Origin of the sequence: Agrococcus phoenicis, from assembly GCF_047302415.1 — a bacterium.
Classification (GTDB): domain Bacteria; phylum Actinomycetota; class Actinomycetes; order Actinomycetales; family Microbacteriaceae; genus Agrococcus.
On record NZ_CP154854.1, the window covers coordinates 763974 to 777691 of the forward strand.

19 protein-coding genes and 2 tRNA genes are annotated in these 13718 nt (G+C 71.3%); 12 read left to right on the plus strand and 9 right to left on the minus strand.

Annotated features, from left to right (window positions below):
• Positions 1 to 68: 68 nt before the first annotated feature.
• Together AA0Z99_RS03680 and AA0Z99_RS03685 are read left to right on the plus strand one after the other, a co-directional pair.
• Positions 69 to 908, plus strand: a complete 840-nt coding sequence (locus AA0Z99_RS03680; RefSeq protein WP_413319565.1) for a siderophore-interacting protein — start codon at positions 69 to 71, stop codon at positions 906 to 908.
• Between the two features lie 5 nt (positions 909 to 913).
• Entirely contained in the window at positions 914 to 1231 is a 318-nt protein-coding gene (locus AA0Z99_RS03685; RefSeq protein WP_413319567.1) for a DUF3253 domain-containing protein, read from the plus strand.
• A gap of 65 nt (positions 1232 to 1296) precedes the next feature.
• Here AA0Z99_RS03685 and AA0Z99_RS03690 read toward each other — a convergent pair.
• The 3 genes from AA0Z99_RS03690 to AA0Z99_RS03700 all read right to left on the minus strand — a co-directional run bounded on the left by AA0Z99_RS03690 (position 1297) and on the right by AA0Z99_RS03700 (position 2721).
• Positions 1297 to 1369 (minus strand) — tRNA-His (locus AA0Z99_RS03690).
• A 65-nt stretch (positions 1370 to 1434) separates the two neighbouring features.
• Positions 1435 to 2019, minus strand: a complete 585-nt coding sequence (orn, locus tag AA0Z99_RS03695; RefSeq protein WP_413320748.1) for an oligoribonuclease — start codon at positions 2017 to 2019, stop codon at positions 1435 to 1437.
• A gap of 48 nt (positions 2020 to 2067) precedes the next feature.
• Positions 2068 to 2721, minus strand: a complete 654-nt coding sequence (locus tag AA0Z99_RS03700; RefSeq protein WP_413319569.1) for an HAD family hydrolase — start codon at positions 2719 to 2721, stop codon at positions 2068 to 2070.
• A 137-nt stretch (positions 2722 to 2858) separates the two neighbouring features.
• Between AA0Z99_RS03700 and AA0Z99_RS03705 the strand changes: the two genes are divergently transcribed.
• The 4 genes from AA0Z99_RS03705 to AA0Z99_RS03720 all read left to right on the plus strand — a co-directional run bounded on the left by AA0Z99_RS03705 (position 2859) and on the right by AA0Z99_RS03720 (position 4766).
• A tRNA-Arg gene (locus AA0Z99_RS03705) sits at positions 2859 to 2931 on the plus strand.
• A 233-nt stretch (positions 2932 to 3164) separates the two neighbouring features.
• A complete protein-coding gene (locus AA0Z99_RS03710; protein WP_413319571.1) occupies positions 3165 to 3440 on the plus strand; it encodes a hypothetical protein in 276 nt (91 codons plus the stop codon).
• Positions 3433 to 4107, plus strand: a complete 675-nt coding sequence (locus tag AA0Z99_RS03715; protein WP_413319573.1) for a DedA family protein — start codon at positions 3433 to 3435, stop codon at positions 4105 to 4107. Before AA0Z99_RS03710 ends, AA0Z99_RS03715 begins: the two co-directional genes overlap by 8 nt.
• A 98-nt stretch (positions 4108 to 4205) precedes the next feature.
• The gene (locus tag AA0Z99_RS03720) at positions 4206 to 4766 is read left to right on the plus strand and encodes a YceI family protein (protein WP_413319575.1); all 561 of its coding nucleotides are present in this window, start codon (positions 4206 to 4208) and stop codon (positions 4764 to 4766) included.
• Positions 4767 to 4834: 68 nt separating this feature from the next.
• Here the strand turns inward: AA0Z99_RS03720 and AA0Z99_RS03725 are convergent, their stop codons facing one another.
• Entirely contained in the window at positions 4835 to 5086 is a 252-nt protein-coding gene (locus tag AA0Z99_RS03725) for a hypothetical protein (protein WP_413319577.1), read from the minus strand.
• A gap of 221 nt (positions 5087 to 5307) precedes the next feature.
• Here AA0Z99_RS03725 and AA0Z99_RS03730 point away from each other — a divergent pair, with 221 nt between their 5' ends.
• The 5 genes from AA0Z99_RS03730 (at position 5308) to AA0Z99_RS03750 (ending at position 10007) form a co-directional block, all read left to right on the plus strand.
• Entirely contained in the window at positions 5308 to 5784 is a 477-nt protein-coding gene (locus AA0Z99_RS03730) for a single-stranded DNA-binding protein (protein ID WP_413319579.1), read from the plus strand.
• A gap of 37 nt (positions 5785 to 5821) precedes the next feature.
• Entirely contained in the window at positions 5822 to 6262 is a 441-nt protein-coding gene (locus AA0Z99_RS03735; RefSeq protein ID WP_413319581.1) for a DUF6993 domain-containing protein, read from the plus strand.
• Positions 6263 to 6266: 4 nt separating this feature from the next.
• Entirely contained in the window at positions 6267 to 7949 is a 1683-nt protein-coding gene (gene ettA / locus AA0Z99_RS03740; RefSeq protein WP_413319583.1) for an energy-dependent translational throttle protein EttA, read from the plus strand.
• Positions 7949 to 8413 carry an acyl-CoA thioesterase gene (locus tag AA0Z99_RS03745; RefSeq protein WP_413319585.1) on the plus strand — a complete coding sequence of 155 codons (465 nt, stop codon included), beginning with the start codon at positions 7949 to 7951 and terminating at the stop codon, positions 8411 to 8413. Before ettA ends, AA0Z99_RS03745 begins: the two co-directional genes overlap by 1 nt.
• 67 nt (positions 8414 to 8480) lie before the next feature.
• On the plus strand, positions 8481 to 10007 hold the full coding sequence (locus tag AA0Z99_RS03750) for a CoA-acylating methylmalonate-semialdehyde dehydrogenase (protein ID WP_413319587.1): 1527 nt from the start codon (positions 8481 to 8483) through the stop codon (positions 10005 to 10007).
• 67 nt (positions 10008 to 10074) lie between these two features.
• On the opposite strand, the gene AA0Z99_RS03755 is transcribed toward AA0Z99_RS03750, so the two are convergent.
• Together AA0Z99_RS03755 and AA0Z99_RS03760 are read right to left on the minus strand one after the other, a co-directional pair.
• The gene (locus AA0Z99_RS03755) at positions 10075 to 10668 is read right to left on the minus strand and encodes a GNAT family N-acetyltransferase (protein ID WP_413319589.1); all 594 of its coding nucleotides are present in this window, start codon (positions 10666 to 10668) and stop codon (positions 10075 to 10077) included.
• Positions 10665 to 11546 (minus strand): acyl-CoA thioesterase, encoded by an 882-nt coding sequence (locus AA0Z99_RS03760; RefSeq protein WP_413319591.1) that lies wholly within the window; start codon positions 11544 to 11546, stop codon positions 10665 to 10667. The genes AA0Z99_RS03755 and AA0Z99_RS03760 overlap by 4 nt, the downstream gene beginning before the upstream one ends.
• 55 nt (positions 11547 to 11601) lie before the next feature.
• Here AA0Z99_RS03760 and AA0Z99_RS03765 point away from each other — a divergent pair, with 55 nt between their 5' ends.
• Positions 11602 to 12216 (plus strand): hypothetical protein, encoded by a 615-nt coding sequence (locus AA0Z99_RS03765; RefSeq protein WP_413319593.1) that lies wholly within the window; start codon positions 11602 to 11604, stop codon positions 12214 to 12216.
• Here the strand turns inward: AA0Z99_RS03765 and AA0Z99_RS03770 are convergent.
• The 3 genes from AA0Z99_RS03770 to AA0Z99_RS03780 are packed head-to-tail and all read right to left on the minus strand — an operon-like array spanning position 12213 to position 13699.
• Positions 12213 to 12878, minus strand: coding sequence for an HAAS signaling domain-containing protein (locus tag AA0Z99_RS03770; RefSeq protein WP_413319595.1), 666 nt, complete (start codon positions 12876 to 12878; stop codon positions 12213 to 12215). The genes AA0Z99_RS03765 and AA0Z99_RS03770 overlap by 4 nt on opposite strands.
• A gap of 2 nt (positions 12879 to 12880) precedes the next feature.
• Complete coding sequence (locus AA0Z99_RS03775; RefSeq protein ID WP_413319597.1) at positions 12881 to 13228, minus strand: PadR family transcriptional regulator; 348 nt, start codon at positions 13226 to 13228, stop codon at positions 12881 to 12883.
• A gap of 39 nt (positions 13229 to 13267) precedes the next feature.
• The gene (locus AA0Z99_RS03780; RefSeq protein ID WP_413319599.1) at positions 13268 to 13699 is read right to left on the minus strand and encodes an NUDIX domain-containing protein; all 432 of its coding nucleotides are present in this window, start codon (positions 13697 to 13699) and stop codon (positions 13268 to 13270) included.
• Between the last annotated feature and the right edge of the window lie 19 nt (positions 13700 to 13718).

A 13718-nucleotide genomic window follows, 5' to 3' on the forward strand; every position in this document is an offset into this window, starting at 1 on the left:
TCCTCCCGCACGCGGGTCGTCGGCGTCGAAGTGAGGCAAGCCTCACCCGGTGATAGCGTCGAGCGCACATGGCTACCGACCCTCGACCCCAGCGCCCGCCCCGCCCGCAGCACGTGCTGGAGGTGCTGGCGAGCGAGCGGATCGCGCCGAGCATGGTGCGCGTGCGCCTCGGCGGCCCCGGCTTCTCGACCTTCGTGCCCAACGACTGCACGGACGCCTACGTGAAGCTCATCTTCGTCGAGCCAGCGCTCGGTCTGCAGCCGCCCTACGACCTCGCGGCGCTCCGCGAGACGCTCGCCCCCGAGGATCGTCCGGTGACGCGCACGTACTCCGTCCGCGAGGTGCACGGCGACGCGATCTCGCTGGACTTCGTCGTCCACGGCGACGAGGGCCTCGCCGGCCCGTGGGCTGCGAGTGCCCGGCCCGGCGACACGATCGCGCTCCACGGGCCCGGCGGCGCCTACGCCCCGGATGAGAGCGCCGACTGGCACCTGTTCGCCGGCGACGAGTCGGCGCTGCCGGCCATCGCGCGCGCGATCGAGTCCCTGTCGGCGGATGCCCGGGGCATCGCCGTCGTCGAGGTGCGCGACGCCTCCGAGGAGGTCGCGATCGACGCGCCCGCCGGCGTCGAGCTGCGCTGGCTGCACCGCGGCGAGCCGCGAGCGGAGACGATCGGCCTGCTGGCCCAGACGGTCGCGGCCCTCGAGTGGCCCGAGGGTCGTGTCCACGCCTTCGTGCACGGCGAGCGCGAGTCGATGAAGGCGATGCGCGAGGAGCTGTTCACGCGGCGCGGCCTCCAGCGCGCGCAGGTGTCGCTCTCGGGCTACTGGGCGCAGGGCCGCACCGAGGACCGGTTCCAGGCAGAGAAGCGCGAGCCGATCGGCGTCGTGCTCCCGCCCGAGGGATGAGCGCCATGGCGGGGGAGTCGCAGGAGGGCGAGGGGGATGCCGAGGCCGGGGCAGCGATGGAGGCAGCGATCCTCGAACTGCTCGCCGCCCGCCGCGATGGGGCGACGATCTGCCCGAGCGACGCCGCTCGTCGTGTGGCAGGCGAGGATCCCGCGGTCTGGCGCCCGCTGATGGACGACGCGCGCGCCGCCGCTGCCCGACTGGTCGCGCGCGGCGAGGTCGTCGTGACCCAGCGCGGTGAGCCGACCGATCCCGCGCTCGCGCGCGGACCCATCCGCATCCGCCGCACGAGCGGCGATGGCGCGGAGCCCGACTCCGGCTGAGCGCCGCTGCGGCACCGTCGCAGCACGAGCGAAGGCCCGGAGGTGATCCTCCGGGCCTTCTCCTGGGTGAGTAACGGGACTTGAACCCGCGACATCCGCCACCACAAGGCGGCGCTCTACCAACTGAGCTATACCCACCATGTGCGCTCGAAGCGCAACCAGAACAGTATACGACATGGCGCGACCGAACGCCGCATCGGGCGTCAGTCTGGTAGCTGCGCCCCGAATCCCTCGACGACGCGCGCCGAGATCTGCTGGAGCTCCTCGCTCGCGCGACCCGGCGCATCCGTGAACACCGCCTGCCGGTAGTAGCGCAGCTCCCGGACCGACTCGAGGATGTCGGCGAGGGCCCGGTGACCGCCGGCCTTCGCCGGTGCCTGGAAGTAGGCGCGCGGGAACCAGCGGCGCGAGAGCTCCTTGATGCTCGACACGTCGATCGAGCGGTAGTGCAGGAAGCCGTCGAGCGCCGGCATGTAGCGCGCCAGGAACATGCGATCGGTGCCGATGGTGTTGCCCCCGAGCGGTGCCGAGCGCTCGAGCGGCACGAAGCGCTGCACGTACTCCAGCACCTCGAGCTCGGCCTCTGCCAGGCTCATGCCGTCGGCCAGCTCGAGGTCGAGGCCGCTCGCGGCGTGCATCTGCCGCACGAAGTCGCCCATCTGCGCGAGCGCGGCGTCCGAGGGCTTGATCACGATCTGCAGCCCCGCATCGAGCACCTCGAGCTCGAAGTCGGTGACGACGACGGCGATCTCGACCAGCTCGTCGACCGTGGGGTCGAGGCCCGTCATCTCGCAGTCGATCCAGACGATCCGATCACTCACAGCCACGGGGCGAGTCTACGCACCGGCTCGGGCGAGGGCGGCGAACAGCTGCTGGGCGTCGACGTCGGCCAAGGTGCCGATGGTGCGCTCTGCGGGCTCCGGCGCCTCGACCAGCTGCGTGGTGAGGAACCACAGCCGCGCGCCCGCGGCCGTGACCGAGCGGGCGCCCGAGCGCGAGTCCTCGAAGGCGACGCAGGCGGATGCGTCGGCACCCAGGCGCGCGATCGCGCTCGCGTAGGGCTCGGGGTCGGGCTTGTCGCGCGCCACGTCGTCGCGCGTGATGGCGAACCGCAGCGCACCGACGGGTGCAGCGTCGAGGAGCGCCTGCGCGTTCACGCGCGTCGCGTTCGTCACGAGCGCAGCGGGGATCCCGTCGGCGGCGACGCGCTCGAGGAGGGCGAGGCTGCCGGGCAGCCACGGCACGTCGTGCCGCACGCGATCGGCGACGGCCGCCGCGACGGTCGCGATGATCGTGTCGCTCGAGACCTGCGCGCCCCTGTCGCGCATCCGACCGGCCCACTCGGCCATCGGGCGCCCTGTGGTCCAGTGCGCATCGGCCGCGGTCCAGTCGATGCGGTGCTGCCGCGCGAAGTCGCGCATCTCGTCGTGCCAGATCGACTCCGAGTCGATCAGGGTGCCGTCCATGTCGAACAGGAGTGCGCCGCTCATGGCCTCAGCCTGCCACGACGCGGATCGGTGACACGCGACGACGTGGCGGCATCGTGCCTCGCAGAGTTCGGTCCGCCAGGCGACCGAGAGCGATCCCGCTGCGGCGGGCCCGAGCGTCGAACCGGTAGATTGGCCGGGCCCCCGTAGCTCAGCGGATAGAGCAGAGGCCTTCTAATCCTTTTGTCGCGGGTTCGACTCCCGCCGGGGGCGCGTTCGCGCAGGATGTCAGTGCTCCGGGCTAGCTTCCGCACATGAAGCTCTGTGCGCGGTGTCGGACCGAGCAACCGGTCGACGAGTTCAACAGGAGCTCGCGCAACAAGGACGGCAGGCACTCGTACTGTCGTGCGTGCCAGAAGGCGCACTACCGAGAGAACGCTGGCCGGCACAAGGCGAACGTGCGGCGCATCAGCAAGGCTCGCCGCAGGCAAGCGCTCGACGCAGTCATGACCGAGTTCTCCAAGGGCTGCGTCGACTGCGGCCGCAGCGACATCCGGGTGCTCGAGTTCGATCACGTGCGGGGCGTCAAGGTCGCCAGCGTCGGCAGCATGGTGCGAAGAGGGCGAGCCCTGGTCGTGATCCGAGCAGAGATCGAGAAGTGCGAGGTGCGGTGCCGGAACTGCCATGGGATCGCGACGATGACGCGACGAGGTGGTTCCTGGCACGACGACTACCTGGAGAGCCTCTCGGACCCGTCGAGCATAGGCTGGGCCGGTGCTTGAGACCCTGACGCAGACCGCCGCCGCGACCGACGAGCTCACCGGCGTCGCCGGGTGGGCGGTCGGGCTGATGGACGCGATCGGGGCACCGGGCGCGGCGGTCGCCATCGCGGCGGAGAACCTCTTCCCGCCGATCCCGAGCGAGATCATCCTGCCGCTCGCGGGCTTCGCGGCCTCGCAGGGCAGCTTCACGATCGCCGAGGCGATCATCTGGACGACGGTCGGCTCCGTCGTCGGTGCGCTCGCGCTCTACCTGCTGGGCCGGCTGCTCGGCCACGAGCGGCTCGCGGCGATCGCTCGCAAGATGCCGCTCGTGCGCGCGAGCGACATCGACAAGACGACCGCGTGGTTCGCGAAGCACGGCTGGAAGACGGTGCTCTTCGGCCGCTTCCTGCCGATCTTCCGCAGCTTGATCTCCATCCCCGCGGGCATCGAGAAGATGCCGGTCCTGCTGTTCCTGGGCCTCACGACGCTCGGCTCGGCGATCTGGAACACGATCTTCATCATGATCGGCTTCACGCTCGGGTTGAACTTCCACATCATCGAGCCCTACATGGAGTGGCTGCAGTGGCTCGTCATCGCTGCGGTGATCGCGGTGCTGGTGATCTGGGTCGTGCGACGGATGCGGCTGAACAGGGCCGAGGGCAAGCACCTGCTCCACGGGGAGTGACGGCGGAGAAGTTTTCTCGAGCGATCGGGAATGCCGGCCGACCGCGCGGGGTTGTTCAATTCCGAACGACTTCCGACGGACCCGAAAGGCCCTTCCCCATGCTGCAGAACATCCCCGGCTACCAGCCCGGCACCTACGTCATCGACGGCTCGCACTCGAACGTCACCTTCTCGGTGCGCCACATGATGGTCGCCAAGGTGCGCGGCGAGATCGAGGGCCTCGAGGGCACGATCGTGCTCGGCGAGGACCCCGAGGCCTCGACGATCACCGCGACGGTGGACCCGTCGACGATCAACACCAAGAACGCCGACCGCGACACGCACCTGCGCTCGAACGACTTCTTCGCGATCGACGAGCACCCGGAGTGGACCTTCGTGTCGACCGGTGCCCGCACCGAGGGCGACGACCTGTACATCGACGGCGACCTGACGCTCCGTGGCGTGACGCAGCGCGTCTCGATGCTCGTGGAGTTCGGCGGCATCGGCCCGGACACGTGGGGCAACACCCGCGCCGGCGCCTCCGCTCGCACGCGCATCAAGCGCAGCGACTTCGGCATCACCTGGAACGTCGCGATCGAGACCGGCGGCGTCATGCTCTCCGACGAGATCGACGTCGAGATCGAGATCTCCGCGATCCAGCAGGCCCCCGCCACCGTCTGAGCTGACGGCGGCACGAGCGGGGTCGGGGCGAGGGCCCCGGCCCCGCTCGGCGTTCGTGGCGCACGGGATCAGGGTCCGGTGAAGCACGCGAAGGCATCCTCGAGGGCCCAGAAGGTGCCGATCGGCAGCATCGTCGTGCCGCCCGGCAGCAGCCTGCGCGCCTCGAAGGCGGAGCCGCTCGCCGCATCTGCGCGGGCGATGTAGCCGAGGGCGAGGCCGGAGGCGCTGGTCACGCGCCAGAGGTCGTCGCGCACGCGACGGGTCGTCACGTGCGCCGCCGAGGGCGCGGCGCGTCGCTGGTCCGTGGTCATGATGGCCATCGCATTCCTCTCCTCGAAGAGCGGTGCTGTCGTCCTGCACCTGCGACGCTACGGCCGGCCACCCACACGCGACGGGGCCGTCGCAGCGCTCTCCGCGGTGTCCTCCCGTGACGAGGCGGAGCAGGAGCGGTTCCGGCCGCACTCCGGCCGCGGGGCGGGTTCTCCACAGGGGGCGCGGGACGCAGCGCCCGCCGTCCGCCTGGCGCGGCATCCTCCGAGGCATGAACGATGCAATCACCGTCGTCGGGCAGCTGGGAGCTGACCCGACGCTGAAGTCCATCAACGGCGACAGGGTCGCCGAGTTCCGCGTGGCCTGCACGAGCCGCCGCAAGGACGGCGACAGCTGGGTCGACGCGCACACCAACTGGTACTCCGTGGAGGCGTGGGGTGGCTTCGCCGACCACGTGGGCACCTCGCTGCAGAAGGGCGACCTCGTCATGGTGCTCGGCAGGCTCAAGATCGACCAGTGGGAGTCCGGCGACAAGCGCGGCACGAGCGTGAGGATCCGGGCCGACCACGTCGGGCACTCGCTGAAGGTCGGGCCGACGCTGCGGCAGCGCACGCAGAAGGCGCTCGAGAGCTCCGACTCCGCCTCTCTGCCCCACGAGCGCGGCGACCAGCAGCACGAGCACGGCGAGCCCGCGTGGTCGACCGCCCTCACGAGCGGCTCGGGCGCGTCGGCGGGATACGGGACCTAGGCTGGAGCCGTCCCTGTCGGTCGGTGAAGGAGGGCGCGTGCGCCGGATCGCAGCACTCGCAGTGCTCGCATCGCTCGTCCTCGTCGGCTGCTCGACCGCACCGCAGCCCGAACCCTCGGGCGACGCGGACGACCGGGCGACAGGGGCGCAGACCACGACGGCCCCCGGCGAGCCGGGGGATGCGGCACAGCCTGATCCCGAGCTCGACGCCTTCCGAGCCTCGCTCGTCGGGCACACGCCGCTCGATCCTGACTCGCTCGTCGCCGCGGTCGAGGGCGCCGGCTTCGAGCGCTCGGCGATCGAGCGCACGCGCGAGGTCGATTCGCTGGGAGCTCCGGTGACGTTCCTCGAGATCGCGGTGCACGTCGGTGGCGAGTGCCTGGTGGGCCAGGTCGGGGACGGCGAGCCCATGGCCGTGCGCGCGGCAGCGCTCGGCGGCGACCGGTGTCTCGTCGGAGACGTGATCGCCCTAGACTGAGGGCATGGCCGAGTACATTTTTTCGATGGTCCGCGCCCGCAAGACGGTGGGCGACAAGGTGATCCTCGACGACGTCACGACCGCGATCATCCCCGGCGCCAAGATCGGCGTCGTCGGGCCGAACGGCGCGGGCAAGTCGACGATCCTGAAGATCATCGCTGGGCTCGACACCCCGTCGAACGGCGACGCGAAGCTCTCGCCCGGCTACTCCGTCGGCATCCTGATGCAGGAGCCCGAGCTCGACGAGTCGAAGACGGTGCTGGAGAACGTGCAGGGCGCCTTCGGGCACCTGACCGCGAAGATCGAGCGCTTCAACGAGATCTCCGCCGAGATGGCGAACCCCGACGCCGACTTCGACGCGCTCATGGCCGAGATGGGCACGCTGCAGGAGGAGATCGACGCAGCAGATGCGTGGGACCTCGACTCTCAGCTCGAGCAGGCGATGGATGCGCTGCGCTGCCCGCCAGGCGACTGGCCCGTGACGAACCTCTCGGGCGGTGAGCGCCGCCGCGTGGCGCTGTGCAAGCTGCTGCTCGAGAAGCCCGATCTGCTGCTGCTCGACGAGCCCACCAACCACCTCGACGCCGAGAGCGTGCTCTGGCTCGAGCAGCACCTGGCGAAGTACCCCGGCGCGGTCATGGCCGTCACGCACGACCGGTACTTCCTCGACCACGTCGCGGGATGGATCTGCGAGGTCGACCGCGGCCGCCTCTACCCCTACGAGGGCAACTACTCGACGTACCTCGAGAAGAAGGCCGAGCGGCTGCAGGTCCAGGGCAAGAAGGACGCGAAGCTCGCGAAGCGCCTCTCCGAGGAGCTCGACTGGGTGCGCTCGAACTCGAAGGGACGCCAGGCGAAGTCCAAGGCGCGACTGGCGCGCTACGAGGAGATGGCAGCCGAGGCGGAGCGCACCAGGAAGCTGGACTTCGAGGAGATCCAGATCCCGCCGGGCCCGCGGCTCGGCTCGGTCGTGCTGGAGGCAAAGGGCATCGAGAAGGGCTTCGGCGACCGCACGCTCATCGACGGCCTCACCTTCACGCTGCCGCGCAACGGCATCGTCGGGGTGATCGGCCCGAACGGCGTCGGCAAGACCACGCTGTTCAAGACCATCGTCGGTCTCGAGCCGCTCGACGGCGGAGACCTGAAGATCGGCGACACGGTCAAGCTGAGCTACGTCGACCAGAGCCGCGCCAACATCGACCCGAACAAGAACCTGTGGGAGGTCGTCTCCGACGGGCTCGACTACATCCAGGTCGGCAACGTCGAGATCCCCTCCCGGGCCTACGTCAGCCAGTTCGGCTTCAAGGGCCCCGACCAGCAGAAGCGCGCCGGCATCCTCTCCGGCGGTGAGCGCAACCGCCTCAACCTGGCGCTGACGCTCAAGGAGGGCGGCAACCTGCTGCTCCTCGACGAGCCCACCAACGACCTCGACATCGAGACGCTCGGCAGCCTCGAGAACGCGCTGCTCGAGTTCCCCGGCTGCGCGGTCGTCATCACGCACGACCGGTGGTTCCTCGACCGCATCGCGACGCACATCCTCGCCTACGAGGGCACGGACGAGGATCCGGCGCAGTGGTACTGGTTCGAGGGCAACTTCGAGTCCTACGAGCAGAACAAGATCGACCGGCTCGGGCCCGACGCCGCGAAGCCGCACCGCTCCGCGTACCGCAAGCTCACGAGGGACTGATGCGCCTGCCGGTGCCCGTCCGGGTCCGCTGGTCGGATCTGGACGCGTACGGGCACGTCAACAACGCGGCGCTGCTGACCCTGCTCGAGGAGGCCCGCGTCACGGCGTTCTGGGCCGGCGGGCCGGAGGGATCGCCGACGACCGCGATCATCGACGCCGGCCCGGGTGCGACGAGCGTGACGGTGATCGCGCGCCAGGAGGCGGAGTACCTGGCGCAGATCCCGCACCACCGCGAGCCGATCGTGGTGGACATGTGGATCGGCCGCATGGGCGGCGCGTCGATGGACGTCTGCTACGAGGTGCTCTCGCCCGACCAGTCGACGGTCTACGCACGAGCGCAGACGACGGTGGTGATGCTGGATGCCTCGACGGGCACCCCGCGCCGGCTCACGGCGGGGGAGCGCGCGGCCTGGGAGCCGTTCCGCGAGGCGCCGATCGCGTTCCGGCGCGGCGGCGACCGGTAGACCCTCGCGCACGCGCACTGGCTAGGCTTGAGGAGCAATGACGCCACCCCTCAGCGAGGAGCTCCGCATGACCGACACCGTCGTCGAACCCACCGAGCAGTCCGCCAGCCCGACCCCCATCCCGCACTGGATCGCGGGGGCCCGCCGGGAGGGATCCGGCCGCACCGCGCCGGTCTACAACCCCGCGCTCGGCACGGTGGTCTCGGAGGTGGGGCTCGCGAGCGCCGATGAGGTGAGCGAGGCGATCGCCCACGCGAAGGCCGCCTTCCCCGGCTGGCGCGACCTCTCGATCGCGAAGCGGCAGTCGATCATGTTCCGCTTCCGCGAGCTGATCGTGCAGCGCAAGGACGAGCTCGCCGCCATCGTCACGCGCGAGCACGGGAAGGTGCACTCGGACGCGCTGGGCGAGATCGCCCGCGGCATCGAGGTCGCCGAGCTCGCGACCGCGTTCCCGCTGCTGACGAAGGGCGAGTACTCCGAGAACGCCTCCACCGGCGTCGACGTCTACTCGCTGCGCCAGCCGCTCGGCGTCGTGGGCATCATCAGCCCCTTCAACTTTCCCGCCATGATCCCGCTCTGGTTCGCGCCCGTCGCGCTGGCAGCCGGCAACACCGTGGTCATCAAGCCGAGCGAGAAGGACCCCTCGGCTGCCGTGTTCATCGCTGAGCTCTTCCAGGAGGCGGGGCTGCCGGATGGCGTGCTCACCGTCGTCCACGGCGACAAGGAGGCGGTCGACACGCTCCTGACGCATCCCGACGTCGAGGCGATCTCCTTCGTCGGGTCGACGCCCATCGCGGAGTACGTCTACACGACCGGCTCCCAGCACGGCAAGCGCGTGCAGGCGCTCGGCGGTGCGAAGAACCACATGCTGGTGCTGCCCGACGCCGACCTCGACGTGACCGCCGATGCCGCGGTCAACGCTGGCTTCGGCTCAGCGGGCGAGCGCTGCATGGCGATCTCGGTCGTCGTGGCGGTCGACGCGATCGCCGACGAGCTGGCCGCGAAGATCGCAGAGCGGATGGGTGGCATCCGCACCGGAGACGGTACGCGCGACAACGACATGGGTCCGCTGATCACGGGCCAGCACCGCGACAAGGTCGCCGGCTACATCCAGACCGCCGCGGACGACGGGGCCGCCGTGCTCGTCGACGGTCGCGACCCGGAGGTGGACGGCGACCCGAACGGCTTCTGGCTGAAGCCGACCCTGATCGACCGCGTGCCCACCGACTCCACCGCCTACAAGGAGGAGATCTTCGGCCCGGTGCTCTCGATCGTGCGCGTCGCCAGCTACGAGGAGGGCCTCGAGCTCATCAACGCCAACCCCTACGGCAACGGCACCGCCATCTTCACGAACGACGGCGGCGCGGCTCGCCGCTTCCAGAACGAGGTGCAGGTGGGGATGGTGGGCATCAACGTGCCGATCCCCGTGCCGGTCGGCTACCACTCCTTCGGCGGCTGGAAGCGCTCGATCTTCGGGCAGGGCAAGGCCTACGGCAAGCACGCCTTCGAGTTCTACACCCGCGAGAAGGTCGTCACGAGCCGATGGCTCGACCCGAGCCACGGCGGGCTGAACCTGGGGTTCCCGCAGAGCTAGCGCCGGCATCCGCCGCGCCCGCGCGCAGCGGGCCGTGCTCGCCGGGCCGAGGGCCGACGCTGCAGCGTCAGCCCTCGGTCCGGCGCAGCGCCATGAACAGCGACGTGCCGAAGGTGCCGGTGGCGGGGTTGATGTCGTCGTCGACGAAGCGCCCCTCGACGCTCATGCCGATGCGCTCCGCGACCCGGCGCGACGCGACGTTCTCGTCGTCGAGCTGCGCCGAGACGCGATGCGCGCCGATGGCGAGCGCGAGCTCCAGCGCAGCAGCGGCGGCCTCGGTCGCGAACCCCTTGCCCTGCGCCTCGCTCGCGACCATCCAGCCGAGCTCGACCTGGCGCGCCGCGAAGCTGGTGATGCGCACCATGATGTCGCCGACGAGCGCTCCCTCGTGCTCGATGCCGAGCTGCACGGCGTCCCCGTCCCGCAGGAAGACGGGCGCGCCGCCGGCGGTCCACGCCATCAGCTCCGCCTCGGTCTGATCGCGGCTGTAGGTCCAGCGCCGCTGTCCGGGCGCGTTCCGGTAGGCGCGCACCGCGTCGATGTCGGTCGGGGCGAGCGTGCGCAGCACGAGGCGCTCGGTGCGCAGCGGCAGTGCATCGCGCACCGCGCGCATGGCGGCGGCGGGCGCGATCGGCTGCACGCTCGCCGGGCGCTCGCTCACGAGGCGTGCTCCTGCGGCACCCGCACCATGCCCTCCTGGGCGACGGTCGCGACGTGCGTGCCGTCGGCGGCATAGATGTGGGCTCGGCCGAGCCCGCGCCCACCGCCCGACGAGCTCGTCTCCAGCTCGAGCAGCAGCCACTCGTCCACCCGCACCGGCCGGTGCCACCACAGCGCGTGGTCGAGGCTCGCGGCCTTCAGGCCAGGGGTGGTCCAGGCGGCGCCGTGCATGCGCACGATCGGCTCGAGCATCGCGTAGTCCGAGAGGTAGGCGAGCGCCGCGCGGTGCAGCGCGTCGTCGTCGGGCAGGCGATCCTTCGCGCGGATCCAGACGTGCTGGTTGCCGTTGCGAGGGCGATCGGGGTCGGGCAAGTAGATCGGACCCTCCACGTGGCGGATGTCGAAGGGGCGCGCGATGACAGCGCGTGCCTGCGGATGGCCCGCATAGGCGGCGAGCAGCTCCTCAGAGCTCGGCAGCTCGTCGGGCGAGGGCAGCCCCCGCGGCATCGGGTGCTGCGAGCTGGGGCCTTCGTCGAGATCCTGGAAGGAGGAGATCATCGACATGATCGGCACGCCCCGCTGGTAGGCCTGCACCCGCCGTGTGGAGAAGGAGCGGCCGTCGTGGATCCGCTCCACGGAGAGCGTGATCGGCTGCTCCACGTCGCCCGGTCGCACGAAGTACCCGTGCACCGAGTGGATGTCGCGGTCGGCCTCGACGGTGCGCTGCGCCGCGACGACGGCCTGCGCCATGACCTGCCCGCCGAAGACCCTCCCGTAGGGCATGGGGTGGCTCGCGCCGGTGAAGATGTCCTCGGAGGTGCGGGCACCGGTGTCGACGAGCGACAGGGTCTCCAGCAGGATGCGGATGCTCTCGGTCACGACGGTCCTCTCGACGGAGCTCGGGCCACGGGGGCCGCTCTAGTCTAGAGATCGCATGCACTCCATCCTCTCCCTCGACGAGCGCGCCCGCGCCGACCTCGTCCTGCTGCTCGACCGCGCTGCCGTCTTCGGCGACGGCACCGTGCGGCTGGCTGCCGACGGGCCCGTGGCGCTGCTCACGACCCCGATGACCGCATCCGCCGGGCTGCTCGACACCGGCCCGACGGTGCTCGTGGCGCGCGCTGCCCGCATGCGCGAGCCCGCTCGCTTCGACGGCGTCGTGGCGCTGCCGCCGCTGCGCGACGCGCTGCGCGAGGGCGCAGACATCGAGGTGCCGGATGCGGTGGCGCGGCCCGCGTGGGCGGCGGTCTCTCCGCCGCAGGGCGGCTGGGCGCACACGGGCGACGTCGAGCCGGCGCGCGTGCGCGAGCTCGCGACGCAGGCGGCATCGGATGTCGAGGCCTCACTGCCGCGCTCCCCGGGCGAGGCGGTCAGGCGCAGGGCCGAGCGCGCGGTCTGGGCCCGCGCCGTCGACCCCAGCGGGCTGACCGCTGGCCACGCTGCGGCGCTCGTCGCGATGCGGTTCCTCGGCGATGCGCCGGTGCGCGTGACCGAGGCCGGAGGGTGGGTGCGCGCCTCGGGCCGCGCGGGCGAGGTGCTCGCGCGCTAGCGGAGCGCTCGCTGCTCGCCGAGGCCCGCTCGCCTCGCATGCGACGCGCCTCGCAGCAGCGCGATGCCGCATCCGACCGCGAGGAGCACCCCTGGGAGCGCGAACAGGATCGAGCGCCATCTGCCCGTCATGACGAACACCGCTCCCGCGAGCGCGAGCAGGAGGACTCCCGCTGCGAGGCCGACGATCACGAGCCCGCGCACGGCGCGCCGTGCCGCCGCGCTCGCTGCGGGATCCTCTCGGTTCCTGCGGCGCTGCCTGATGAGCAGCACGGCGCCACCAGCAGCGACGAGGACGCCCGGAACGGCGAGCACGAACGAGCGGCCCCGACCCGACAGGGCGAAGAGCGTGCCGCTGATGAGCAGCAGCAGCACGCCGATCGCCAGGGCGGCGATCGCGAGCACGAGGGGCCACGGTGACCGCGACGGCCGCGGGCGTGCGGTGCTCCCGCCGGGCTGCGCCTCCGCGACGAGCTCTCGCGGGGCGCCGAGCCTGCCGATCACGGCTTTGAGCTCGGCGCGGTCGTCCAGGGCGTCGAGGAGGTGCTCGCGGATCTGGCCGACGAGCTGCGCCCTGCGCGCTTCCGGCAGCACCGCCGCCTCGAGCTCGAGCTGCTCGAGGTAGCGCTGCGCCTCCGTGGGCAGCGATGGGTGCTGGTGCATGGTCATCCTTCGCTCGTGTGCAGGATCGACTCGACGGCGCTCGAGAACGCCGCCCAGTCGGTGCGGAAGGCCGCGAGCTCCTGGCGGCCGATGGCGGTGAGCCGGTAGTAGCGGCGCGGGCGCTCGGTGTCGGAGATTACCCAGGCGCTCTCGACGGCGCCGGAGTCCTGCAGGCGCGTCAGGAGCGGGTAGACGGTTCCCTCGCTCGCGACGAGGCTGAGCGCACGGAGCTCGCGCACGATCTCGAGCCCGTAGCGCTCGCGCGACTCGAGCAGCGCGAGCACGATGGGCCCCAACACGCCCTTGCGCAGCTGCGACGTTGCCGAGGAGCCCGCTGGAGCATCACCCATGCGAGACAGCATACCTTGTGATGCAAAGCATGAGAAGGGTCAGGGGCGTGCGCGCTCGATCAGCTGCAGCAATCCCGGTGGCACGATCTCGAGCTCCGGGTCGTCGAAGCGATCGGGCGTCAGCCACCACACCGGGTGTCCCGCGTCGGTGCGCGTCGGCAGCGTCGCATCCGTCGGCAGCCGGGCGACGAGCACGTGCACGAGCTCGTGCAGCGAGCGGCCCGCGAATCGCAGGCGGTGCTCGAGGGTGCCGAGCGGTGCGACGCCGAGGGCCTCGACCCCGAGCTCCTCGCGCAGCTCGCGCACCACGGCATCCGGCGCCGACTCGCCCGCATCGATGCCCCCGCCGGGCGGTCGCACCAGCGTGCGCGGAGCGCCCGCCGCTGCGCTGCCGGGCTCGACCGCGCTCGTCACCAGCATCGCGCCGTCAGCGCGCAGGATCACCGCGATCGCGATCGGACGAGCGCTCATGCGCAGCCGGTGGCAGCGA

Excerpts from the sequence above, each read along its gene's own strand:
- AA0Z99_RS03770 (WP_413319595.1), bottom strand. The coding sequence starts at position 12,878 with ATGCACCAGCACCCATCGCTGCCCACGGAGGCGCAGCGCTACCTCGAG.
- AA0Z99_RS03750 (WP_413319587.1), top strand. The coding sequence starts at position 8,481 with ATGACCGACACCGTCGTCGAACCCACCGAGCAGTCCGCCAGCCCGACC.
- AA0Z99_RS03720 (WP_413319575.1), top strand. The coding sequence starts at position 4,206 with ATGCTGCAGAACATCCCCGGCTACCAGCCCGGCACCTACGTCATCGAC.
- AA0Z99_RS03685 (WP_413319567.1), top strand. The coding sequence starts at position 914 with ATGGCGGGGGAGTCGCAGGAGGGCGAGGGGGATGCCGAGGCCGGGGCA.
- AA0Z99_RS03725 (WP_413319577.1), bottom strand. The coding sequence starts at position 5,086 with ATGGCCATCATGACCACGGACCAGCGACGCGCCGCGCCCTCGGCGGCG.
- AA0Z99_RS03745 (WP_413319585.1), top strand. The coding sequence starts at position 7,949 with ATGCGCCTGCCGGTGCCCGTCCGGGTCCGCTGGTCGGATCTGGACGCG.
- AA0Z99_RS03765 (WP_413319593.1), top strand. The coding sequence starts at position 11,602 with ATGCACTCCATCCTCTCCCTCGACGAGCGCGCCCGCGCCGACCTCGTC.
- AA0Z99_RS03730 (WP_413319579.1), top strand. The coding sequence starts at position 5,308 with ATGAACGATGCAATCACCGTCGTCGGGCAGCTGGGAGCTGACCCGACG.
- AA0Z99_RS03710 (WP_413319571.1), top strand. The coding sequence starts at position 3,165 with ATGACCGAGTTCTCCAAGGGCTGCGTCGACTGCGGCCGCAGCGACATC.
- AA0Z99_RS03680 (WP_413319565.1), top strand. The coding sequence starts at position 69 with ATGGCTACCGACCCTCGACCCCAGCGCCCGCCCCGCCCGCAGCACGTG.
- AA0Z99_RS03700 (WP_413319569.1), bottom strand. The coding sequence starts at position 2,721 with ATGAGCGGCGCACTCCTGTTCGACATGGACGGCACCCTGATCGACTCG.
- AA0Z99_RS03775 (WP_413319597.1), bottom strand. The coding sequence starts at position 13,228 with ATGGGTGATGCTCCAGCGGGCTCCTCGGCAACGTCGCAGCTGCGCAAG.
- ettA (WP_413319583.1), top strand. The coding sequence starts at position 6,267 with ATGGCCGAGTACATTTTTTCGATGGTCCGCGCCCGCAAGACGGTGGGC.
- AA0Z99_RS03780 (WP_413319599.1), bottom strand. The coding sequence starts at position 13,699 with ATGAGCGCTCGTCCGATCGCGATCGCGGTGATCCTGCGCGCTGACGGC.
- orn (WP_413320748.1), bottom strand. The coding sequence starts at position 2,019 with ATGACGGGCCTCGACCCCACGGTCGACGAGCTGGTCGAGATCGCCGTC.